Raw genomic sequence first — 20,385 nt, 5'->3', positions numbered from 1 at the left:
GTCTCCAGACAAGTGCCGCCACGTTACGCAGGCTGGCCGCGCATCACAACCCCGCTCCGGCAATGCCTAGCCGACCTGGTAGACCTGGCCGGTTTGCAGACCTTCGACACTCTTGGCGTAGGCCAGGGCGACTTCGGCGGCATTCACCGGCTTGAAGCCTCGGAAGTACGGGGCATAGCTGCCCATCGCTTCCTGGACCACGGTGGGGCTGATGGCATTGATTCGCAGGCCGCGGGGCAATTCGAGAGCGGCAGAGCGTACGAAACCATCGATGGCGCCGTTGACCAAGGCCGCCGAGGCGCCGGTACGGATCGGGTCGCGGTTGAGGATGCCCGAGGTCAGGGTGAAGGATGCACCGTCATTGGCGAACTCACGGCCGATCAGCAGCAGGTTGACCTGGCCCATCAGTTTGTTCTCCAGGCCCAGGGTGAAGTCGTCGGCGCTCATGTCCCCCAGGGGGGCGAAGGTCACTCTGCCGGTGGCGCTGATCAGGGCGTCGAATTTGCCGGTTTGTTCGAACAGGCGGCGGATCGAGGCGCTGTCGCTGATATCCACCTGCAACTCGCCACTGGTGCGACCGATGCGGATCACTTCATGACGTTGCGAGAGCTCATGGTCAACGGCCGAGCCAATGGTGCCGTGAGCGCCAATCAAGAGAATTTTCATGTTGAGGTTCCTGAGGGTGGGTGGACGAAGTTGCAGTCTAAGGTGGTTTTTTCTGTTGATTAACGCGCTAATAGGCAACCTTTGGTTTTCAAATGGAAACAATCCATGAGCGAGATGGATGACTTGGCGGCGTTTGCCGTATTGATCGAAGCCGGCAGCTTTACCCTGGCCGCCCAGCAGCTGGGCTGCAGCAAGGGGCAACTGTCCAAGCGCATCAGTCAGCTGGAGGCCAAATTCGCCGTGGTGCTGTTGCAGCGCACCACCCGCAAGCTGAGCCTGACCGCCGCCGGCGCTGCCTTGCTGCCTCAGGCCCAGGCGCTGGTGGTGCAGGTGGAACGCGCGCGCCAAGCCCTGGCGCGGCTCAAGGACGACATGGCCGGGCCGGTGCGGATCACGGTGCCGGTGTCGTTGGGGGAGACGTTTTTCGATGGCCTGCTGCTGGAGTTTTCCCGGCGCTACCCTCAGGTGCAGATCGAGCTGGAGCTCAATAACCTCTACCGCGATCTGTCACGGGACGGTTTCGACCTGGCGATCCGCTCCGAGGTGGCCAATGACCAGCGCCTGGTGGCCAGGCCGCTGCTGGCCTGGCGTGAGCTGACCTGCGCCAGCCCGGCCTACTTCGAGGAGCACGGCGAGCCCCTGGCGCCCCGGGACTTGGCCGAGCATCGCTGCCTGCTCAACAGCCACTACAGCGGCCGCGAGGAGTGGCTTTATCACCAACAGCACGAGTTGTTGCGGGTGCGTGTTTCCGGGCCGTTTGCCAGCAATCACTACAACCTGTTGAAGAAGGCCGCACTGGCGGGCGCCGGCGTTGCGCGACTACCGTCCTACCTGTTGCAGGCCGAACTGGCCGACGGCCGCCTGCGCTGGCTGCTGCGCGATTACCAGACCCGGAGCATGCCGATGTACCTGGTGCACCCCTACCAGGGCGGCCTGCCCAAGCGCACCCAGGTCCTGGCCGATTACCTGATCGGCTGGTTCAAGCGCAGCGGCGAAGCCCTCGACCGCCTGTAGCCGCTGCCGCAGGCCCGGGCCGTGTTCGGACGCTGGGAGTGGGCAGCGGAGCCATAAAAAAACGGCCCCGAAGGGCCGTTTTTGGTTGACGCATGCGGCTAGCCGCCCAGGTACGCTTCGCGCACTTTGGGGTCGGTCAGCAGGTCTTCACCGGAGCCTTGCATCACCACCCGGCCGTTTTCCAGCACGTAGGCGCGGTCGGCGATTTTCAGCGCCTGGTTGGCGTTTTGCTCCACCAGGAACACCGTCACCCCATCACGTCGCAGCTGTTCGATGATGTCGAAAATCTGCTGGATGATGATCGGTGCCAGGCCCAGCGACGGCTCGTCGAGCAGCAGCAGCTTGGGCTTGCTCATCAGCGCACGGCCGATGGCGAGCATTTGCTGTTCACCGCCGGACATGGTGCCGCCGCGCTGGGTGAAGCGTTCCTTGAGCCGGGGGAACAGGTGCAGCACCTTGTCCATCTGCTCCTGGTAGTCGCCCTTTTCGGTGAAGAAACCACCCATGGCGAGGTTTTCTTCCACGGTCAGGCGCGCGAACACCCGACGACCTTCCGGCACCACGGCAATGCTCTTGCGCATGATCTGCGCCGACGTCTGCCCCACCAGTTCTTCACCCATGTAACGGATGCTGCCGCTGTGGGCCTGGGGCGAACCGCAGAGGGTCATCAGCAGGGTGGATTTACCCGCGCCGTTGGCCCCGATCAGGGTCACGATTTCGCCCTGGCGGATCTCCACGTTGACGCTGTGCAGGGCCTGGATCTTGCCGTAGAAGGTGGAAACGTTTTCGAATTGCAGCATTTACGCTTCCCCCAGGTAGGCTTTGATCACTTCAGGATTGTCGCGGATCTGCTCCGGCGTGCCGTCGGCCAGGGGCGTGCCCTGGTTGATCACGACGATGTGGTCGGAAATGCTCATGACCAGTTTCATGTCGTGTTCGATCAGCAGCACGGTGACGTTGTGCTCTTCACGCAACATGCTGATCAGCGCCTTGAGGTCCTCGGTTTCCTTGGGGTTGAGGCCGGCGGCAGGTTCGTCGAGCATCAGGATCCGCGGCCGGGTCATCATGCAGCGAGCGATTTCCAGGCGCCGTTGCTGACCGTAGGCCAGGGTCCCGGCGGTACGGTTGGCAAACTCCGTGAGGTTGACCTTGTCCAGCCAGTACTCGGCGAACTCCATGGCATCGCGCTCGCTCTTGCGAAACGCCGGGGTCTTGAACAACCCCGCCAGGAAGTTGGTGTTCAGGTGCCGATGCTGGGCGATCAACAGGTTCTCGACCGCGGTCATGTCCTTGAACAGACGCACGTTCTGGAAGGTGCGCACCACGCCTTTACGGGCGATCTCATGGCCGGGCAGGCCTTCGATGGCCTGGCCGTCGAGCTGGATGCTGCCACCGCTGGGCTTGTAGAAACCGGTCAGGCAGTTGAAGACCGTGGTCTTGCCGGCGCCGTTGGGGCCGATCAGGGCCACGACCTGTTTTTCCTTGACGGTCAGGGCCACGCCGTTGACCGCGAGCAGGCCGCCGAAGCGCATGCTCAAGTTTTCGACTTTAAGGATCTCGCGGCTCATTTTCGCAACTCCATGTGTGGGCGTTGCATCGGCAGCAGACCTTGTGGACGCCAGATCATCATCAGCACCATCAAGGCGCCGAACATCAACATGCGGTATTCACTGAACTCGCGCATCATTTCCGGCAGCAGGATCATCACCACGGCAGCGAGGATCACCCCCAGCTGCGAGCCCATGCCACCCAGGACCACGATGGCGAGAATGATCGCCGACTCGATGAAGGTGAAGGACTCGGGCGTGACCAGGCCCTGACGCGCGGCAAAGAAGCTGCCGGCGAAACCGGCGAAGCTGGCGCCTAGGGTAAAGGCCGAGAGTTTAATCACGGTCGGGTTCAGACCCAGGGCACGGCAGGCGATTTCATCTTCACGCAGCGCTTCCCAGGCACGCCCGATCGGCATGCGCAGCAGGCGGTTGATGACGAACAAGGCCGCCAATGCCAGCAACAGCGCAACCAGGTAGAGGAAGATCACCTTGTTGATCGAGTTGTATTGCAGGCCGAAATACTCGTGGAAGGTCTGCATGCCTTCAGCGGCTTTACGTTCGAACGTCAGGCCGAAGAAGGTGGGTTTCTCGATGTTGCTGATGCCATTCGGGCCGCCGGTGAGGTCGGTCATGTTGCGCAGCAACAGACGGATGATTTCACCAAAGCCCAGGGTCACGATCGCCAGGTAGTCGCCACGCAGCCGCAGTACCGGGAAACCCAGCAGGAAGCCGAAGGTGGCGGCCATCATCCCGGCGATGGGCAGGCAGATCCAGAAGCTCAGGCCGAAGTAGTGCGACAGCAGCGCGTAGCTGTAGGCGCCCACGGCGTAGAAACCGACATAACCCAGGTCCAGCAGGCCGGCGAGCCCGACCACGATGTTCAGGCCCAGGCCCAGCATCACGTAGATCAGGATCAGGGTGGCGATATCCACCGCGCCCCGCGAGCCGAAGAACGGCCACACCAGGGCCCCGACGATCAGCGCGAGAATGATCCAGCGCTGGGTCGTTGGCAGGGTCAGGAAGTTGCTGGCCTTGGCCGGGATCAACGGCATGCTTGGCGAGGATTTCCAGGCCGCGCTGATCTGGTGGTTGAACAGCACCCGCAGGAACATCAGCACCGAGCAGATCGCAATGATTGCCAGGGTGGTGTTGCTGGTGTTGTGGACCTCCAGGTTAATGCCGACGATGGTCAGTTTCAGGCCGAGTACCGGGTAGGCGACGGCCCAGACCAACAGGGCGCTGAACAGCGCCGATTTAAGATTCCTAGTCATACTTTCTCAACCTCCGGACGGCCCAGAATGCCGGTCGGCCGGAACAACAGCACCAGAACCAACAAGCCGAAAGCCACGACGTCCTTGTACTGGTCACCGAATATATCGGCGCCAAAGGCTTCAGCCACCCCCAGCACCAGCCCGCCGAGCATGGCTCCCGGGATGCTGCCGATACCGCCCAGAACCGCTGCGGTGAAGGCCTTGAGACCGACCAGGAAGCCGGCGTTCGGGTTGATCACGCCGTATTGCATGCTCAGCAACACCGCAGCCACAGCCGCCAGTGCCGCACCGATGACAAAGGTCAGGGCGATGATGTTGTTGGTATTGATACCCAGCAGGTTGGCCATCTTGATGTCTTCGGCACAGGCACGGCAGGCGCGACCCAGGCGAGAACGGGAGATGAACAGCGTGAGGCCGAGCATGGCCACCAGGGTCACCACGAACACCACGATCTGCATGTAGGAGATCAGCACTTCATGTGCGCCGCCTGGCCCGATGGAGATGTTGCCCGGGATCAGGTTGGGGATGGATTTGTCCTTGGAGTCCTGCGCCAGCAGAACCGTGTTCTGCAGGAAGATCGACATGCCGATGGCCGAGATCAGCGGGATCAGGCGGTTACTGCCACGCAAGGGGCGGTAGGCGATCCGTTCGATACTGTAGCCGTAGGCACTGGTGACGACGATGCTCGCGATAAAGGCTGCGGTCATCAACAACGGGACACTGTCGAGTCCCATCATGGCCAGCCCGGCGATGGCGATGAACGCCACGTAGGAGCCGATCATGTATACCTCGCCGTGGGCGAAGTTGATCATTCCAATGATGCCGTAAACCATCGTATAGCCGATGGCGATCAGGGCATACGTGCTGCCAACGGTCAGACCGTTAACCAGCTGTTGGAAAAAGTGATAGATGTCAGGCATTACAACGCTCCTAAAAACCTGATACGCATTTCACTGGTGGAGTCATTTTCCCGCTTGGACCCCGTAGATCTGCATCCACTTCGGGTGCAAGTTTTGCCAGCGAACCGCTGATGACGGTTTTGAGATTTTCAGGTGGGGAGGCCCCGGATCACGGAAGCACGGCCCATTACATTCGTAAAACAAAGCCCACGGCACGCCGTGGGCTTTATTGGACGCTCAGTAGGACAGGGCCTTATTGAGGCGAGACTTCGGTTTTAGGTTTGCCGAAGTGCCACTCGTAGACCACGAATTTGAAGTCTTTCAAGTCACCCTTGGCGTCGAAGCTCAGGTCGCCAGTTGGGGTTTTGAACGTGCCGGCGTGGATGGCTTCAGCCACCTTGGCGGCATCTTCGCTCTTGGCGGCAGTGATACCACCGGCGATGACTTCAACAGCGGAGTAGGCAGGGAACACGAACGGGCCGCTTGGGTCTTCTTTCTTGGCCTTGAAGGCATCTGCCAGGGCGACGTTGGCCGGATCCTGGTCGAAGGATTTCGGCAGGGTCACCAGCAGGCCTTCGGAAGCGTCCTTGGCGATCTGGGAAATGGAGTCGTTACCCACGCCTTCCGGACCCATGAACTTGGCTTTCAGACCTTTTTCCTGGGCTTGACGCAGGATCAGGCCCAGCTCTGGGTGATAGCCGCCGTAGTAGACGAAGTCGACGTTGGCTTGCTTGAGCTTGGCGATCATCGAGGAGAAGTCTTTGTCGCCGGCGTTGATGCCTTCGAACACGGCAACCTTGGTGCCTTTTTTCTCCAGGGTCTGCTTCACGGCGGTGGCGATGCCTTCACCGTATTGCTGTTTGTCGTGCAGCACGGCGACGATTTTCGGCTTCACGTGGTCGGCGATGTAGTTACCGGCGGCAGGGCCCTGGGCGCTGTCGAGGCCGATGGTGCGGAACACCATTTTGTAACCACGGGCGGTGATGTCCGGGCTGGTGGCAGCCGGGGTGATCATGATCACGCCTTCGTCTTCGTAGATGTCGGAAGCGGGTTGAGTGGAGCTGGAGCAGAGGTGACCGACCACGAACTTGACGCCGTCGTTGACGACTTTGTTGGCCACGGCCACGGCTTGTTTCGGATCGCAGGCATCGTCGTATTCAACGGCTTCGAGTTTCTTGCCGTTGACGCCGCCCTTGGCGTTGATTTGCTCGATGGCCATTTTGGCGCCACTGAACTGCATGTCGCCGTACTGGGCTACAGGGCCGGTTTTAGGGCCGGCAATGCCGATCTTGATGGTGTCAGCTGCGAACGAATGGCTGGCAACCCCGGCCAGGACCATAGCGGCAAACAGTTTGGAAATCTGCTTAGTAGCCTTATTCATAGTGCTCCACTCTTACTGTTGTAATTTTTATAGTTCTGGCGGCCAGAGACGCAGAACCGGGTCAGATAGATCTTTGTTATCCCCGGAAATGCCCCTGGCAACTGTACCGGTACAGTGTAGAGCGCCGGTTGTTCGCTTGAAAAGCTGGCTGCTGGGGGCAAAACCATAGGGTGTCGCTTTATTGAAAGAAAAAGACAGAATTGCGGCGGGATTTTCGCTGTAGTGCGGCCTTGTTGGAGGGCAATCCTTGGCGTTTCTGGAGTTCTCTATCGTTGACGCGTTGGCATCTGGGTTTTTCTGCCAGATCACCGACGTTATGATTGCGCCGATTTCTTTTCTGGACAGTCCCATGACTCAAGAACCTAGCACCCTCTATGCCAAGCTGCTTGGTGAAACCGCATCTATTACCTGGAAGGAGCTGGAACCGTTCTTCGCCAAGGGTGCCCTATTGTGGGTCGACCCCGGGCTGGATCTGATCGAAGCGGCGCAGGCCATGGCCGAGAACCAGGCCGAGAAAGTGGCTGCCTGGCTGGCCGAAGAGAAGGTTGCCAAAGTGTCTGCGACGCGGGCGCTGGATCTGGTGGAACGAGATCCGCAGCTGTGGGCGGTGGTGGTATCGCCGTGGATTATGGTCCAGGAAAGGGCGTCTGCCTGATGCTGCGCACCTTCATGGTGCGCATTTTTCCCGACAGAAAGTGTGTAGCGGAGTAACCGCGATCCGGGTGATGGCATCTTGCCGTGAAGAAAGGCCCCACCGCTTTTTCAGCCTGGATGACGTTCACGGAAGGGGAACAGTTTCAAGCCCAGCCGACGGGCTGCTTAATTGTTTCGGATTGTGAGTTGGCAGGGCGCGCGGCCACTAAAAGTGCCATCAACGCCAGGCCTTGGTCTTGCAGGGAGAGGGGGGGAACGACGCAATGGCCGCTGACACCGACTCCCCCAGGCAATGGCGGGAGCCGGCGTACCACGGCGGCTATCAGTGGTCGGTCTTGCCGGTGTGGTTGTTGAGGGAGATGACCTTGGTCTTGCCGATGCGGTGACGGTAGATCTCGCGCAGGTACTTGATGGCTTTTTTCACGCAATCGCGGGACAGGCGGATGTCATTGATCGAGACGAACTTGTCTTTGTCGTTGATCAGCTCGCGGTATTTCTTCTCGTACATCGGTTTGATCGCGTACCAGTTGGTATCGAGGATCTTCGCCGGGTTCTCGAACTCGTTCAGCAGGTCGTCGATCAGGCTTTCATCGAAGTGCTCGCTGACGATGAAGTCGAGGATCGAGTTGTCCAGGGTCTCGTCGAAACGGTACGGGTTACGCGCGAAGCAACGCTTGATAAAGGCCACGATCAGCGTCAGGAAGTCGTCCGACAGGCACGGGCTCTTGGCAATCAGGGTGGTCAGCGACAGGTTGGCCGAAGCTCCGATCACCAGTGCATAGCGCTTGAGGGTGGTGTTGGGGAACAGGCTGTTGAGATGGGTCTTGAGTCGATTCAGATCCATATACGACAGCTTGTAGTCTTTGGGCAGCGAGACGATGGAGACCACCGACGAGCAGTTCTTGAAGAAGTGCAGGTCGTGCAGTGCCGCTGCGTCGTAGCCCGAAGCCTTGTATTGCTCCAGGGCTGCGCGATAGCGCTTGGACTCGATCGGCAGCAGGCTGATGCCCTCGATGGCCTGGGTCACCTTGTTGAAGTGCGGCAAATCGATCGAGCGGAAGAACAGGTCGTCGATGTTCAGGCGCTGCGGCTCTTTCTCGAACACCTTGAACTTGTCCCCCGACGGCGCTGGCTGCTCGGGCACCACGGATTCGGCGTAGGCAATCGCCACCGGGCCGGCCAGGCTCATGAACAGGTCGTTGGCATCCAGGCGGATGGTTTCGCCAATGTCGATGCCGGCGCGGCGGAAGTAGTTCTGGTCGTAGTCGGTGGTCACCGCCTGCGCCGTGAGGATGTTGAAGATCTGCTGGGAGATGTACTGGTTGGCGTGCTTCTCCATGGCGTTGACATCGATGTTCTGGATGTTGCCGTCATCGCTTTCTTCGGCGTAACGCATGATGTCGTTGGAGATCAGCATCATCGCGTTCCAGGGACGGATCCGGCCCATGACGCTGGCTTCGCTGCTGTCTTCGTTGTCGAAGTTGTAGGAGAAGTCCCACTCTTCCGACAGGTATTTGCACAGCAGGCGGCCGGCGTTGATATGCAGCGCCTCGGACATTTCGCTGCGGTGGTCGGAGATATTCGGCAGCACGCAGATGCCGCTGGTGAAGATCGGCTCGAAGACGAAGGAATGGCCGCTTTTGCTGTCGTGCTCATCCACCGGCTTGGTGTCGAACGTCTTGTTCATGTACGAGTACTGCTGGGCCAGGCCGAACTCCGACGCCATGCCCGAACCGGTACCGCCGCCGGCGCTGAAGATCGAGAAATACAGGCGCGACTGGTTGGCCTTGATCCCGCAGGAATCGATCAGGTACGAGTGGATCATTTTCCAGTCGGGGCTGGAGAAGCGCTGGGTGTCCTTGTTGAGGATGATCTTGGCCAGGTACTGACCCAGGATCGGCGCGTTACCGGCACCGCCGGCATGGACTTCCGAGAGGTCCATGATCTTCATCTTGCTGTAGTCGCGGATAAAGCCGCTTTTTTCGCCCTTGCGCGAGAAGCGGATGCGCCCGGCGATGTCCTTGTCCAGGTCGCCGAGCATCACCAGCGGTTCCACCAGGAACACCGGCTTGCTGGCCTTGTTCTGGCCCAGGCGCAGGTTGTTGCGAATCCATTGGCCCGGGCTGTAGCCCTTGGCTTCGTAGGATTTGTCTTCGTTATTGAATTCGTTGAGGTAGAACTTACGCGCGTTGTACACCAGTTCCGCGACATCCAGGGCAATGTTCGAGCCGCAGCGGCCGAGGCCGATCAGGCACACCGACGGGAATTCCTGGTCGCGGCGGATCTCGTTGTCGCCTTCCAGGTGCGGTGGGCGCGGGAACACGCTGTCGCGCAGGCCGTCGAGGTTGTCGAGGATGCGGTCGGTGTTGGTCTCCGTGAAATACAGGTACTGCTGGGTGGCCAGCGGGCGGGAGCTGGACAATGGCTTCGAAATCGAGGGGCTTGGAATCGGAGAGGCCAGCGTCAGCTCGGATACTGCGTCGGCAGAGTTGTTTTTAGAAGTCATTGTGCGCCATGTGCCTGAACTGGTCGGCTCGTCGACAAAATGTCATCGAGCCATCACGGAGTGGGTTTCGCGACTTTTACAGTGCGATATTGGCCCCCGCGTCAGGGGACGTGCCTATGGACGCAGGGGGGAATCCTTTCCTTCGTCCAGATAAATCGGCCAATATCCGGCGATCTTTAATCAAAAGGAGGCAAGATGATGGCAGCGTTACCCTCACTCGGATTTGCCGGTATCGGCCTGATGGGGCTGCCCATGTGCCGGCGCCTGCTGGCTGCGGGGTATCCGCTGACCGTGTGGAACCGCAATCCGCAGAAGTGCGCGCCACTGGTAGCCGCCGGGGCGCGACAAGTCGCCACACCGGCCCAGCTGTGCGAGGCCAGTGACCTGGTGCTGTTATGCCTGGCCAATACCGAGGTGGTGCGCGAGGTGGTGTTCGGTGACCAGGGCATCGCCCAGGGTGCCCGGGCCGGGCAGTTGCTGGTGGACTTCTCCAGCCTAGAGCCCACTGCCACCCGTGAAATGGCCGCCCAGTTGGCCGAGGCGACCGGCATGGGCTGGGTCGATGCGCCGGTTTCCGGCGGCACGGCGGGTGCCGAAAGCGGCAGCCTGGCGATCATGGCAGGCGGTGCGGTGGCGGATATCGAGCGGATTCGACCGCTGCTGCTCAACCTCGGGCAGCGGGTGACCCACATGGGGCCGGTAGGCGCCGGCCAGGTGACCAAGGCCTGCAATCAGATGATTGTTGCCTGCAATGCCCTGGTGATTGCCGAAGTGGTGGCCCTGGCCGAGCGTTCCGGGGTCGATGCCAGCCTGATTGCCGAGGCCCTGGCCGGAGGTTTTGCTGACTCGCGGCCGCTGCAGATCCTCGCCCCGCAAATGGCTGAAAGCCGTTTCGAACCGGTGAAGTGGCATGTGCGGACCTTGCTCAAGGACCTGGACGGGGCGGTGAAGTTTTCCCGCGAGCAGGGCTCGGCTACGCCCATCAGCGGCTTGGCAGCACAGTTGATGCGCCTGCATGGGGCCCAGGGCTATCTGGAAAAAGACCCGGCGACCCTGATCCATCTCTATCGCCAGTCGGGGAGTGAAGACGCGTAGCGGCCCAGGCCGGCTGGTGCTCTTGGAGTTCGCTGAGCAATGCCGGCAGCAGCTCCAGGGACACCGGTCGGCTGAGCAGATACCCCTGGATGAAGTCGCAGCCGTAATGGCTGAGGAACGCGGACTGCTGCACGGTTTCGACGCCTTCGGTGACCACCTGCAAATGCAGGGTGTGGGCCATGATGATAATGGCCTGGACGATCTCCATGTCCTGGGTCGAATGGGGAATGTCCTGGATGAACGAGCGGTCGATCTTCAAGGTGTTGAGGGGCAGGCGCTTGAGATAGGCCAGGGATGAATAGCCGGTACCGAAATCGTCGATCGACAGCGATACGCCCAGGGCCCGGATCTGCTGGAGCAGCGTCAGGGTATTGGCAATGTTGCCCATCAGGGCGTTCTCCGTGACCTCCAGCTCCAGGCACTGGGCCGGAAGGCCGGCGTGGTGCAGGGCCATCTTGATCTCGTCGGTCAGCTCGTCGCGCATCAGGTTCAGCGCCGAGCAATTGACCGCCACCTTGAGCTCGTTGAAACCCTGGCGCCTGAGCATGGCCAGGTCCTCGCAGGCCCGGCGCAACACCCAATTGTCGAGTTCGGCGATCAGGCCGTTGGCCTCGGCAATGCTGATAAAACGGTCCGGCGCCAGCAACCCATGTACCGGGTGCTGCCAGCGGATCAGCGCTTCGAGTTTGCTGACCCGGGCGTTCTTCAAGTCGTAGATCGGCTGGTAATACACGGTCAGCCCGGCTTCGCTGCGCAGGGCGTGGCGCAGTTCTTCTTCCAGTTGCAGCTCCAGGGTGGCGCGGGTCTTCAGGTTGGAGCTGAAAAAATGCAGGCTGTTGCGACCCGCGCCCTTGGACTGATACAGCGCCAGGTCGGCGTTTTTCAGCAGCTCTTCGCAGGTGCGGCCGTCGTCGGGGAACACGCTGATACCGATGCTGGTGGTCATGACCATGCGCCGGCCGGCGAGCTCGATGGGCAGCTTCATCTTTTGCATGATGCGCTGGGCCATATGCCGCGCTTCGTCGCGGTTATGCAGGCTGATCAGGATGCAGAACTCATCGCCACCAAAACGTGCGACCACGTCCTCGTGGCTGCGGGTGGAACCCTTGATATGCCCGGCCAGCACCTTGAGCAACTCGTCGCCGGCGTCATGGCCGAGGCTGTCGTTGATGCGCTTGAAGTGGTCGATATCCAGAAACATCACCGCCAGCATGCCGCCGCATGCGGTTTTTTCGATGAGTTTTTCAGCGAACAGCTGATTGAAGCCACGACGGTTGATCAGGCTGGTCAGGGCGTCGTAGTGGGCCACCTGCTGCAGGGAAACACGGGCCTGATCGAGCTGGCTGAGCAGGGCGTTGACCCGCCGCAGGTCGCGCTCCTTGTGTTGCAGTTTCTTGTCGGCCAGGGCGGCGCTGATGCAGCTGCCGATCAGCAGCAGGATGATCACCGCAATGGTCAGCCCCAACTGCATATGGTTGTTGTCCTGGGGGGCGAGTTGCGGCGCGCCGAGGGGCAGGGCCAGGGTCATGGACCACATGCCGAGAAAATGCATGCTGACGATCCCGGCGCCGAGCACCAGGCTGCTGGCGTACTTGAGCAATTGATGGAACATGCCGCTGCCTTCGCGCAACAAACTGGACAGCAGCAAGGCGGCGAAGCTGCAGGTAATGGCGACGATCACCGCCAGGGCGAAGCGGGTCGGGTCATAGATGGCCACGGCGCTGGAGCGCATGGCGGCCATGCCCACGTAATGCATGGCGCAGATGCCCAGGCCGATCCAGATCGAGGCACTGATGTAGCGCCCCAACCGCAGTTCGGGTTGGCTCAGGGTATTCATCGCCAGCCAGGAGGCGACCAGGGCTGTCAGCAGTGAGAGCACGGTAATTGGCAGGTCGTAGCTGACCTCGATCGGCGGCTGGAAGGCCAGCATGCCGATAAAATGCATGGCCCAGATCCCACCCGCCAGGCAGGCGGCACCTATCCAGCGCCACAGCCGCTGGGCTGCGGGGTTATCCACGTGGCCCACGCGCTCGGCCATGTCCAGCGTGGCGAAGCTGGCCGCACAGGCGACCAGATAAGCCAGCAGCACCAGAAAGGGGTTATGGCTGCACTCGAGCAATACCTGACCACCTTCCGGAAGCTCGGTAAAAAAATGCGCCCCAAGCCATCCCATAGCATGCCCCATCACGGAATTTGCTCGCCCTGGCGGATCCCGGCGCCGACGAATGCCTTGAGTATAGAGCTCGCCCGTAGCCTGCAAGCGGTGATGGCAAACTGGTTCTAATGATTTGGTTATGGGCCCGATAGCGTTTGGCGCTAAGCGCTCTGTTCGAAATACAGCTCGTCGAAACGCGGCTCAAGGGGGGGCAGGCCGAACGCGGCACGCGCGGCATCGCAATCGGGGTTGGCCAGGCCATCGGTCCAGGAGGCCTCGAACTCGCGGCAGGTGCTGGAGCGCTCATGGTAAATCGAGCAACTGACCTGGCTGCCCACTTCACCGACCAACCCCACGCAGCGCGTGGGTTTGCAGTCAGTGCCGAGCATGGCCACCCGGCTGGGGCTGATGGACGCCACCAGGTCGTCGGGCACCGAGCCCCCGGCCGAGGCGCATTCTCCCCAGAAAAAAGACACGCGAAAGTGTGAACAGCAGGCACCGCAACTCAGACACGGACTGGCTTCGGACATGGGCGTCATCAATAGAAAAAGGGGGAAGAGAGGGGGGAGGCAAGGCCGCCATTCTAGGCTTCGCATTGGCCTTGGGAAGGGGGGGCGAGGACTATATTTTCTGCCTATAAAGGTGGCAATTTGATTGCGGATTTTCGGGCTTGGTCCAAGGGGCGCGGCCTTCAGCCCGGGGCAAGATGCCATGGCCTGATATCAGGATGGCGAATGATCACAGACAGGTGCGGCAGGGCTGACTAGATTGCAGTTTCCAGGCTCGCTTGCGTCTGGCCGAATAACAATAAAGAGACCGAACCATGCACAACTCGACCCAAGCGGCGAATGCCTGGCGCATTCTATTCCTGTTGTTTCTGGCGAACCTGTTCAACTTTTTCGATCGCACCATCCCGGCCATCATCATCGAGCCGATCCGCATGGAATGGCACCTCAGTGACTTCCAGCTGGGGATCATCGGCACCGCCTTTACCATCGTCTACGCCATTGCCGGCCTGCCCCTGGGGCGTATGGCCGATACCGGCTCGCGCAGCAAGCTGATGGGCTGGGGCCTGGCGGTGTGGAGCGGGCTGACGGCGGTCAACGGGCTGGTGGGCAGTTTCTGGAGCTTTCTGATCGTGCGCATGGGGGTGGGCATTGGCGAGGCCAGTTATGCCCCGGCGGCCAACTCGCTGATCGGTGACCTGTTTCCCGCGCACCGTCGGGCCCGGGCCATGGGCATCTTCATGCTGGGCCTGCCCCTGGGGCTGCTGCTGGCGTTCTTCACCATCGGCGCGATGGTCAAGGCCTTCGACAGCTGGCGCGCGCCGTTCTTTATCGCCGCCGTGCCGGGCCTGCTGCTGGCGGTATTCATGTTCTTCATCAAGGAGCCGGCACGAGGCGCCGCCGAGACGGTAAAGATTTCCCAGGAGCCGGTGGACCGGCCGATCCGCCGGGTACTGGCGATCCCGACCTTTCTCTGGCTGGTGCTGGCCGGCCTGTGCTTCAACTTCGCCACCTATGCCTGCAACTCGTTCCTGGTGCCGATGCTCCAGCGTTATTTCCTGATGCCACTGCAGGAGGCCGCCGTGGCCACCGGGGTGATCGTCGGGGTGACCGGCCTGATCGGCCTGACCCTGGGCGGCTGGATCGCCGACAAGATTCACCAGCGCGTAGCCAATGGGCGCCTGCTGTTTGCCGCCTGCAGTCTGATCATCTCCACCCTGTGCACCGCCTGGGCGCTGCATGCCGGGCGGATCGAGATCGGCGTGTTTGTCGCGCTGTTCAGTGTCGGCTGGCTGTTTGCCTACAACTTCTACACCTGCGTCTACACCGCGATCCAGGACGTGGTCGAGCCACGGCTGCGGGCCACGGCGATGGCCCTGTTTTTTGCCGGTCTGTACCTGCTGGGTGGTGGCCTGGGGCCGGTGGTGGTGGGCGGGCTGTCCGACCATTTTGCCCACTCGGCGATGTACGCCGCCGGTGCCGAGCAAATGACCGAGGCCTTCAAGGCCGTCGGCTTGCATGACGCCATGTACCTGATTCCGGTTGCACTGTTTTTGACCATGCTGTTTCTGTTCCAGGCCTCGCGCAGTTTTGTGAAGGATGCGAAGCAGATGAAGGAGGGGTTGGTGGCGAGTGAAAGGCCGATCGTGGCAGCCGTGGTCTCGTGAGTCCCAATGGTCGGAATCGCCCAGTCATCGGTGGGCGTTTCGGGGGAAGGGCAGGGCTGTAGAGGCGCTCAGGCCGCACTATGCGTCAGTTGTTTCTGGCGGTTATTTGGGAAATTTCTCATGTTGGTGGCTTTTTTGTATTGCTAGTGTCTGGACCCCGGCTTCATCGGGAAAGGTGTCCAGCTTCGGATGCGTTCGTCTGACTTAGGCAATAAGGAAAGTTTTCGTGAAAACGGTTTTCAAGGTCATTGCTCTCTCCACTATCATCGCTAGCGCCACTGGTTGCGTGAGCTACAACATGAGTCAACCTTCGGCGCCGATTGACAGCCAAGTCAAAGCCGACCTCAAGGCCGATGTTGCGGTCGGGGAGGCGATATCCGGCCAGTCTTCGGTCAATGTGCTTTTTGGTGTGTTCAAGTTCGGCGGTGATAGCCAATTTGCCGATGGTGTTTCCTACGGCGGCCAATCTTCGGGTGGTCTAGGTGGTCTGGGGCTTGATCCCGTTGCAGCCGTCAAATCGGCAGCGGCTTTCAAAGCAGTCAAAGCTTCCGGTGCCGACCTGATTGTTGCGCCTCGTTATGAAGTCACTGAAGAAGACTACTTCGTATTCAAGAAGGTCTCGGTGACGGTTAAAGGTAACAAAGGCAGCATCCGCAGCATTCGTTAAGCGATCAACCAAGGCCGCACACAAAGACTTCTATCTGGTGATGGTCGTGTGGCCCTGGTTTTCAGCTGTTGTCATTGCCGCGAAGATAATCCTCCTTCGCGGGGTGTTTCCAGGGCTGAATGCTGTTGCGCCTAGGCTGAAACTGGTTTGCCCGCCAGCGTCCTTGGCGACACAGGTTCAGCTCCCTACCGTTAATGAACCCCGTTAGCCCGCCTCCCCAGCGGGCTTTTTTATCCTTGGAAGCCGCCCGCAAAGGCAAAAAAAGGCCCGCATTGCGCGGGCCTTTTGTTTTAGCAGGGCAGGGCGGTGATCAACCGGCTACCAGCACCCGAATCGCTTCCAGTCGCAGCGCCGCCTTGTCGAGCATGGCCAGGCCTTGCTCGCGTTGTTGGCGCAGGGCCACCAGTTCGCTGTCGCGCACGGTCGGGTTGACCGCTTGCAGGGCGGTCAGGCGCGCCAGTTCTTCGTCGGTGTCAGCTGCCAGGCGACGCTGGGCTTCGGCCACACGCTCGGCATGGCGCGGGGCGATTTTCTCTTCGCCGGCGTTGATCCGGGGCGTCAGCTGATCGCGCTGGGCCTGGATGAACTTGTTGGCGCTGGCCCGCGGCACGCTTTCCAGCTGCTCGTTGAGGGTCTCGAAGGCGACGCGTGCCGACAAATCGTTGCCATTGGCGTCCAGCAGGCAGCGCAGGGCGGCCGGTGGCAGGTAGCGGCCCAGTTGCAGGGAGCGCGGGGCGACCACTTCGCTGACATACAACAGCTCAAGCAGCACGGTGCCAGGTTTGAGCGCCTTGTTCTTGATCAGCGCCACGGCGGTATTGCCCATGGAGCCGGACAGCACCAGGTCCATGCCGCCCTGCACCATTGGGTGTTCCCAGGTGATGAACTGCATGTCTTCGCGAGACAGCGCCTGGTTGCGGTCGTAGGTGATGGTCACGCCTTCGTCGTCGCCCAGGGGGAAGCTGGCGTCGAGCATTTTCTCGCTCGGCTTGAGGATCAGGGCGTTTTCCGAATGGTCTTCGCTGTCGATGCCAAAGGCGTCGAACAGCGTCTCCATGTAGATCGGCAGGGCGAATTGATCATCCTGTTCGAGGATCGCCTCCACCAGCGCATCACCTTCGCCGGCACCGCCGGAGTTGAGCTCCAGCAGGCGGTCGCGGCCGGTGTGCAGCTCCTGTTCCAGACGCTCGCGCTCGGCACGGGCTTCGTCGATCAGGGCTTGCCACTCGCCGTCATCGGCGTTTTCCAGCAGCGGCAGCAGGCGTGGGCCGAACTGATGCTGCAAGGCGTTGCCGGTCGGGCAGGTGTTGAGGAAGGCGTTCAGCGCTTCGTGGTACCACTGGAACAGGCGCTCTTGCGGGCTGGTTTCCAGGTACGGCACGTGGACTTCGATGACGTGCTTCTGGCCGATCCGGTCCAGACGGCCGATGCGTTGCTCCAGCAAGTCCGGGTGCGAAGGCAGGTCGAACAGCACCAGGTGGTGGGCGAACTGGAAGTTGCGACCTTCACTGCCGATTTCCGAGCAGATCAGCACCTGGGCGCCAAATTCTTCATCGGCGAAGTACGCGGCGGCGCGGTCGCGCTCAAGGATGTTCATGCCTTCGTGGAATACCGTGGCCGGGGTGCCGGAGCGCACGCGCAGGGCGTCTTCCAGGTCCATGGCGGTTTCGGCGTGGGCACAGATCACCAGGACCTTGGTGCGCTTGAGCATCTTCAGCTGGTCGATCAGCCACTCGACCCGTGGGTCGAAGCGCCACCAGCGTTGTTCTTCGTCGGTGTCCGGCTGGGCCTGGAAGCTGACTTCCGGGTACAGCTCGGCGTGCTCGCCCAGGGGCAGTTCGAGGTATTCGTCCGGGCACGGCAGCGGGTAAGGGTGCAGTTTGCGCTCGGGGAAACCTTGCACGGCGGCGCGGGTGTTGCGGAACAGCACGCGACCGGTGCCGTGGCGGTCGAGCAGCTCACGCACCAGGCGCGCGCTGGCTTCGGTGTCGCCATCGTTGACCGCAGTCAGCAGGGCTTCGCCTTCATTACCCAGGAAACCCTGGATGGTCTTGTGCGCTTTTGGCGACAGGCGACCCTGATCCAGCAGCTCCTGCACGGCTTCGGCCACCGGGCGATAGTTCTCGCTCTCGGCGCGGAATGCCTTGAGGTCGTGGAAACGATTGGGGTCAAGCAGGCGCAGCCGGGCGAAGTGGCTGTCCTGGCCCAGTTGTTCCGGGGTCGCGGTCAACAGCAGGACGCCGGGAATGGTTTCGGCCAGTTGCTCGACCAGCGAATACTCAGGGCTGGCCTGGTCTTCGTGCCACACCAGGTGGTGGGCTTCGTCGACCACCATCAGGTCCCAGCCGGCGGCGAACAGCGCGTCCTGGGCCTTTTCGTCGTCCACCAGCCATTCCAGGGCCACCAGTGCGAGCTGGGTGTCTTCGAAGGGGTTGCTGGCATCGCTTTCGATAAAGCGTTCTTCGTCGAACAGCGCGACCTGCAGGTTGAAGCGGCGGCGCATTTCCACCAGCCATTGGTGCTGCAGGTTTTCCGGCACCAGGATCAACACCCGGTTGGCGCGGCCCGACAGCAGTTGGCGATGGATCACCAGGCCGGCTTCGATGGTCTTGCCCAGGCCCACTTCGTCGGCCAGCAATACGCGCGGGGCGATGCGGTCGGCGACTTCACGGGCAATGTGCAACTGGTGGGCGATTGGCTGGGCGCGTACGCCGCCCAGGCCCCACAGCGAAGACTGCAACTGGCGGCTGGTGTGCTCCAGGGTGTGATAACGCAGGGAGAACCAGGCCAGGGGGTCGATCTGGCCGGCGAACAGCCGGTCGCTGGCCAAGCGGAACTGGATGAAGTTCGAGAGCTGGGTTTCCGGCAGGGTGACCTGCTCGTTCTGCCCATTGAGGCCGTGGTAGACCAGCAGGCCGTCGACGTCGTCGACTTCTTGCACGGTCATTTTCCAGCCTTCGAAGTGGGTGATGCTGTCACCCGGCGAAAACCTCACGCGAGTGAGGGGCGCATTCCGTAGCGCATACTGGCGAGTGTCGCCAGTGGCCGGATAGAGCACGGTGAGCAAGCGACCGTCCTGTGCCAGAACGGTGCCTAAACCTAGCTCAGCTTCGCTGTCACTAATCCAGCGTTGCCCCGGTTGATACTGCTGCGCCATGCTGCCTGACTCCCGCCTTGAAAAAGCCGACTATCTTAACGGAACGAGGCCCCGAGACCAAAGAACTCTGATCAAAACAGCCTGGATAAAAGGTAGCGCATCGCATTATTTGTCGGGCTCTGGGGCACCATTGGCTGACGACTGGGTCACAAGTTTGCGACAGATGGCTCAAGTCGTCGTTGCCGCAGCCGACAGCCTGCCGACAGGAGACCAATAATATGCTGCCACCGATGCTCCCCTTGAGTGCCGTGCCCATCACTTCACAGCAGGACCCGATCCGGCCACGTCCGGACATCCCGCCAGTGGTGCCTGTGCAACAGAGCTCCAACGAAAGCACGATCGACCTGAAAAAGCGCGACACCGAGCAGTCGGCGCTGCTGTTGCGCGAAGAGCAGCAACGCCAGCAGGAACGGCAAAAACGCCAGCGCGAAGCCGAGGACGATCCCGAGGAGCACCTGGCGATCCCCGGTGATGAACTCAACGCCGACAACACGGTGCCCGTGGTACCGCTGATGGAAGATGCGCCGCGCCAGGGGCTGTGGGTCGACGTCGAAGTCTGAGGCACTGCCACTCCGGCAAGTCCCTCATGGCTGGTCAAGCGTTGCCGGGCGCCGCATTATTGGCGCATTCGCCTCAGCCGCAGCTCTCATCCAGGATGAGCACGCGGCGGGCATTGACCCTTACTAGACGCAAGCCGACGCCATGAGCCAAGACGACAAACTGATCGATCTCAACACCGAACGTGCCAAGCGGGTGCATGACCTCAATGACAAGCGCCTGAATGAAGTGCGCCAGGCATTCGAGCAGGCGATGCCGTTGGGCAAAGCCAAGAAAAAACCGAAAAACAAACCGAAAAAGCGCTGAACAGGCGGTTTCTGTTGATGTGGATCAGTTATTCCCCCTCCCTGTCGCCCTGTCTTGGGCGACATTGACCCCGGTCAATTTATCCCCCCGCCTCTTTGGTTAACTTAGCCCCATCGCAACAGGGCAAGAGCAGGAGGCCAGTCATGTTTTTCGATAATGTGGTGATCGCCGGAGTGCTGACTGTCGGCCTCATGGTTCTGTTTTTCGCAGGGTTTGGATTCTTTATCTGGAAAGACGCGAACAAGCGTAAAAAACCATAGATCAACGTCGATCTTTCCAGTTACACGAGCACGCAAGGCATTTTGGGCAACTTCGGTTGCCCTTTTTTTTGCC

Annotated in this window: 18 protein-coding genes; 8 read left to right on the top strand and 10 right to left on the bottom strand. The window is 60.9% G+C overall.

From position 1 onward, the window contains the following. Positions 1 to 66: 66 nt before the first annotated feature. The gene (locus tag ACOZJV_RS14370) at positions 67 to 666 is read right to left on the bottom strand and encodes a short chain dehydrogenase (RefSeq protein WP_201129750.1); all 600 of its coding nucleotides are present in this window, start codon (positions 664 to 666) and stop codon (positions 67 to 69) included. A 105-nt stretch (positions 667 to 771) separates the two neighbouring features. Here ACOZJV_RS14370 and ACOZJV_RS14365 point away from each other — a divergent pair, with 105 nt between their 5' ends. Then, a complete protein-coding gene (locus ACOZJV_RS14365; RefSeq protein ID WP_421547909.1) occupies positions 772 to 1,680 on the top strand; it encodes a LysR family transcriptional regulator in 909 nt (302 codons plus the stop codon). 98 nt (positions 1,681 to 1,778) lie between these two features. Here ACOZJV_RS14365 and ACOZJV_RS14360 read toward each other — a convergent pair whose 3' ends face one another. From ACOZJV_RS14360 to ACOZJV_RS14340, 5 genes are all read right to left on the bottom strand, one after another. Further along, positions 1,779 to 2,480 (bottom strand): ABC transporter ATP-binding protein, encoded by a 702-nt coding sequence (locus ACOZJV_RS14360; protein ID WP_078470164.1) that lies wholly within the window; start codon positions 2,478 to 2,480, stop codon positions 1,779 to 1,781. Further along, positions 2,481 to 3,248, bottom strand: a complete 768-nt coding sequence (livG, locus tag ACOZJV_RS14355; RefSeq protein WP_020299086.1) for a high-affinity branched-chain amino acid ABC transporter ATP-binding protein LivG — start codon at positions 3,246 to 3,248, stop codon at positions 2,481 to 2,483. Next, positions 3,245 to 4,501: a high-affinity branched-chain amino acid ABC transporter permease LivM gene (locus ACOZJV_RS14350; protein ID WP_078470165.1), complete on the bottom strand. Its 1,257-nt coding sequence runs from the start codon at positions 4,499 to 4,501 to the stop codon at positions 3,245 to 3,247. Before ACOZJV_RS14350 ends, livG begins: the two co-directional genes overlap by 4 nt. After that, positions 4,498 to 5,421, bottom strand: coding sequence for a high-affinity branched-chain amino acid ABC transporter permease LivH (livH, locus tag ACOZJV_RS14345; RefSeq protein ID WP_078470166.1), 924 nt, complete (start codon positions 5,419 to 5,421; stop codon positions 4,498 to 4,500). Before livH ends, ACOZJV_RS14350 begins: the two co-directional genes overlap by 4 nt. Before the next feature lie 232 nt (positions 5,422 to 5,653). After that, positions 5,654 to 6,781, bottom strand: a complete 1,128-nt coding sequence (locus tag ACOZJV_RS14340) for a branched-chain amino acid ABC transporter substrate-binding protein (protein ID WP_020299083.1) — start codon at positions 6,779 to 6,781, stop codon at positions 5,654 to 5,656. Between the two features lie 349 nt (positions 6,782 to 7,130). Here ACOZJV_RS14340 and ACOZJV_RS14335 point away from each other — a divergent pair, with 349 nt between their 5' ends. Continuing rightward, the gene (locus ACOZJV_RS14335) at positions 7,131 to 7,436 is read left to right on the top strand and encodes a DUF2288 domain-containing protein (RefSeq protein WP_043230208.1); all 306 of its coding nucleotides are present in this window, start codon (positions 7,131 to 7,133) and stop codon (positions 7,434 to 7,436) included. A gap of 321 nt (positions 7,437 to 7,757) precedes the next feature. On the opposite strand, the gene ACOZJV_RS14330 is transcribed toward ACOZJV_RS14335, so the two are convergent. After that, positions 7,758 to 9,941: a hypothetical protein gene (locus ACOZJV_RS14330; RefSeq protein ID WP_078470167.1), complete on the bottom strand. Its 2,184-nt coding sequence runs from the start codon at positions 9,939 to 9,941 to the stop codon at positions 7,758 to 7,760. A 195-nt stretch (positions 9,942 to 10,136) separates the two neighbouring features. On the opposite strand from ACOZJV_RS14330, the gene ACOZJV_RS14325 reads away from it, so the two are divergent. Further along, on the top strand, positions 10,137 to 11,036 hold the full coding sequence (locus ACOZJV_RS14325; protein ID WP_078470168.1) for an NAD(P)-dependent oxidoreductase: 900 nt from the start codon (positions 10,137 to 10,139) through the stop codon (positions 11,034 to 11,036). On the opposite strand, the gene ACOZJV_RS14320 is transcribed toward ACOZJV_RS14325, so the two are convergent. Next, positions 10,924 to 13,209: a putative bifunctional diguanylate cyclase/phosphodiesterase gene (locus tag ACOZJV_RS14320; protein ID WP_421547908.1), complete on the bottom strand. Its 2,286-nt coding sequence runs from the start codon at positions 13,207 to 13,209 to the stop codon at positions 10,924 to 10,926. The two genes, ACOZJV_RS14325 and ACOZJV_RS14320, sit on opposite strands and share 113 nt — an antisense overlap. Positions 13,210 to 13,352: 143 nt before the next feature. After that, positions 13,353 to 13,721, bottom strand: coding sequence for a YkgJ family cysteine cluster protein (locus ACOZJV_RS14315; protein ID WP_078470170.1), 369 nt, complete (start codon positions 13,719 to 13,721; stop codon positions 13,353 to 13,355). A 293-nt stretch (positions 13,722 to 14,014) separates the two neighbouring features. Here ACOZJV_RS14315 and ACOZJV_RS14310 point away from each other — a divergent pair, with 293 nt between their 5' ends. Both ACOZJV_RS14310 and ACOZJV_RS14305 read left to right on the top strand, forming a co-directional pair. After that, positions 14,015 to 15,364, top strand: a complete 1,350-nt coding sequence (locus ACOZJV_RS14310) for a spinster family MFS transporter (RefSeq protein ID WP_421547907.1) — start codon at positions 14,015 to 14,017, stop codon at positions 15,362 to 15,364. Between the two features lie 226 nt (positions 15,365 to 15,590). Continuing rightward, complete coding sequence (locus ACOZJV_RS14305) at positions 15,591 to 16,031, top strand: hypothetical protein (protein ID WP_078470172.1); 441 nt, start codon at positions 15,591 to 15,593, stop codon at positions 16,029 to 16,031. Positions 16,032 to 16,341: 310 nt separating this feature from the next. Here ACOZJV_RS14305 and rapA read toward each other — a convergent pair whose 3' ends face one another. Then, positions 16,342 to 19,188 (bottom strand): RNA polymerase-associated protein RapA, encoded by a 2,847-nt coding sequence (rapA, locus tag ACOZJV_RS14300; protein ID WP_078470173.1) that lies wholly within the window; start codon positions 19,186 to 19,188, stop codon positions 16,342 to 16,344. Positions 19,189 to 19,406: 218 nt separating this feature from the next. Between rapA and ACOZJV_RS14295 the strand changes: the two genes are divergently transcribed. The 3 genes from ACOZJV_RS14295 to ccoM all read left to right on the top strand — a co-directional run bounded on the left by ACOZJV_RS14295 (position 19,407) and on the right by ccoM (position 20,312). Then, positions 19,407 to 19,748, top strand: coding sequence for an aspartate-semialdehyde dehydrogenase (locus tag ACOZJV_RS14295; RefSeq protein WP_078470174.1), 342 nt, complete (start codon positions 19,407 to 19,409; stop codon positions 19,746 to 19,748). A 142-nt stretch (positions 19,749 to 19,890) separates the two neighbouring features. Continuing rightward, positions 19,891 to 20,052, top strand: coding sequence for a hypothetical protein (locus ACOZJV_RS14290; RefSeq protein ID WP_020299074.1), 162 nt, complete (start codon positions 19,891 to 19,893; stop codon positions 20,050 to 20,052). 143 nt (positions 20,053 to 20,195) lie between these two features. Next, complete coding sequence (gene ccoM, locus ACOZJV_RS14285; RefSeq protein ID WP_015634423.1) at positions 20,196 to 20,312, top strand: cytochrome c oxidase subunit CcoM; 117 nt, start codon at positions 20,196 to 20,198, stop codon at positions 20,310 to 20,312. Positions 20,313 to 20,385: the final 73 nt, after the last annotated feature.

Source organism: Pseudomonas sp. QD4 (genome assembly GCF_049199125.1).
In the GTDB taxonomy this organism is placed as follows: Bacteria; Pseudomonadota; Gammaproteobacteria; order Pseudomonadales; family Pseudomonadaceae; genus Aquipseudomonas.
This window is presented reverse-complemented; position numbering and strand designations above follow the sequence as displayed.

Bases quoted from the DNA above. Each gene is read 5' to 3' on its own strand.
- ACOZJV_RS14360 (WP_078470164.1), bottom strand. From the start codon at position 2,480: ATGCTGCAATTCGAAAACGTTTCCACCTTCTACGGCAAGATCCAGGCC.
- ACOZJV_RS14335 (WP_043230208.1), top strand. From the start codon at position 7,131: ATGACTCAAGAACCTAGCACCCTCTATGCCAAGCTGCTTGGTGAAACC.
- livG (WP_020299086.1), bottom strand. From the start codon at position 3,248: ATGAGCCGCGAGATCCTTAAAGTCGAAAACTTGAGCATGCGCTTCGGC.
- ACOZJV_RS14350 (WP_078470165.1), bottom strand. From the start codon at position 4,501: ATGACTAGGAATCTTAAATCGGCGCTGTTCAGCGCCCTGTTGGTCTGG.
- ACOZJV_RS14325 (WP_078470168.1), top strand. From the start codon at position 10,137: ATGATGGCAGCGTTACCCTCACTCGGATTTGCCGGTATCGGCCTGATG.
- ACOZJV_RS14340 (WP_020299083.1), bottom strand. From the start codon at position 6,781: ATGAATAAGGCTACTAAGCAGATTTCCAAACTGTTTGCCGCTATGGTC.
- ACOZJV_RS14370 (WP_201129750.1), bottom strand. From the start codon at position 666: ATGAAAATTCTCTTGATTGGCGCTCACGGCACCATTGGCTCGGCCGTT.
- ACOZJV_RS14310 (WP_421547907.1), top strand. From the start codon at position 14,015: ATGCACAACTCGACCCAAGCGGCGAATGCCTGGCGCATTCTATTCCTG.
- ACOZJV_RS14290 (WP_020299074.1), top strand. From the start codon at position 19,891: ATGAGCCAAGACGACAAACTGATCGATCTCAACACCGAACGTGCCAAG.
- ACOZJV_RS14315 (WP_078470170.1), bottom strand. From the start codon at position 13,721: ATGTCCGAAGCCAGTCCGTGTCTGAGTTGCGGTGCCTGCTGTTCACAC.
- rapA (WP_078470173.1), bottom strand. From the start codon at position 19,188: ATGGCGCAGCAGTATCAACCGGGGCAACGCTGGATTAGTGACAGCGAA.
- ACOZJV_RS14365 (WP_421547909.1), top strand. From the start codon at position 772: ATGAGCGAGATGGATGACTTGGCGGCGTTTGCCGTATTGATCGAAGCC.
- livH (WP_078470166.1), bottom strand. From the start codon at position 5,421: ATGCCTGACATCTATCACTTTTTCCAACAGCTGGTTAACGGTCTGACC.
- ccoM (WP_015634423.1), top strand. From the start codon at position 20,196: ATGTTTTTCGATAATGTGGTGATCGCCGGAGTGCTGACTGTCGGCCTC.
- ACOZJV_RS14295 (WP_078470174.1), top strand. From the start codon at position 19,407: ATGCTGCCACCGATGCTCCCCTTGAGTGCCGTGCCCATCACTTCACAG.
- ACOZJV_RS14320 (WP_421547908.1), bottom strand. From the start codon at position 13,209: ATGGGATGGCTTGGGGCGCATTTTTTTACCGAGCTTCCGGAAGGTGGT.
- ACOZJV_RS14330 (WP_078470167.1), bottom strand. From the start codon at position 9,941: ATGACTTCTAAAAACAACTCTGCCGACGCAGTATCCGAGCTGACGCTG.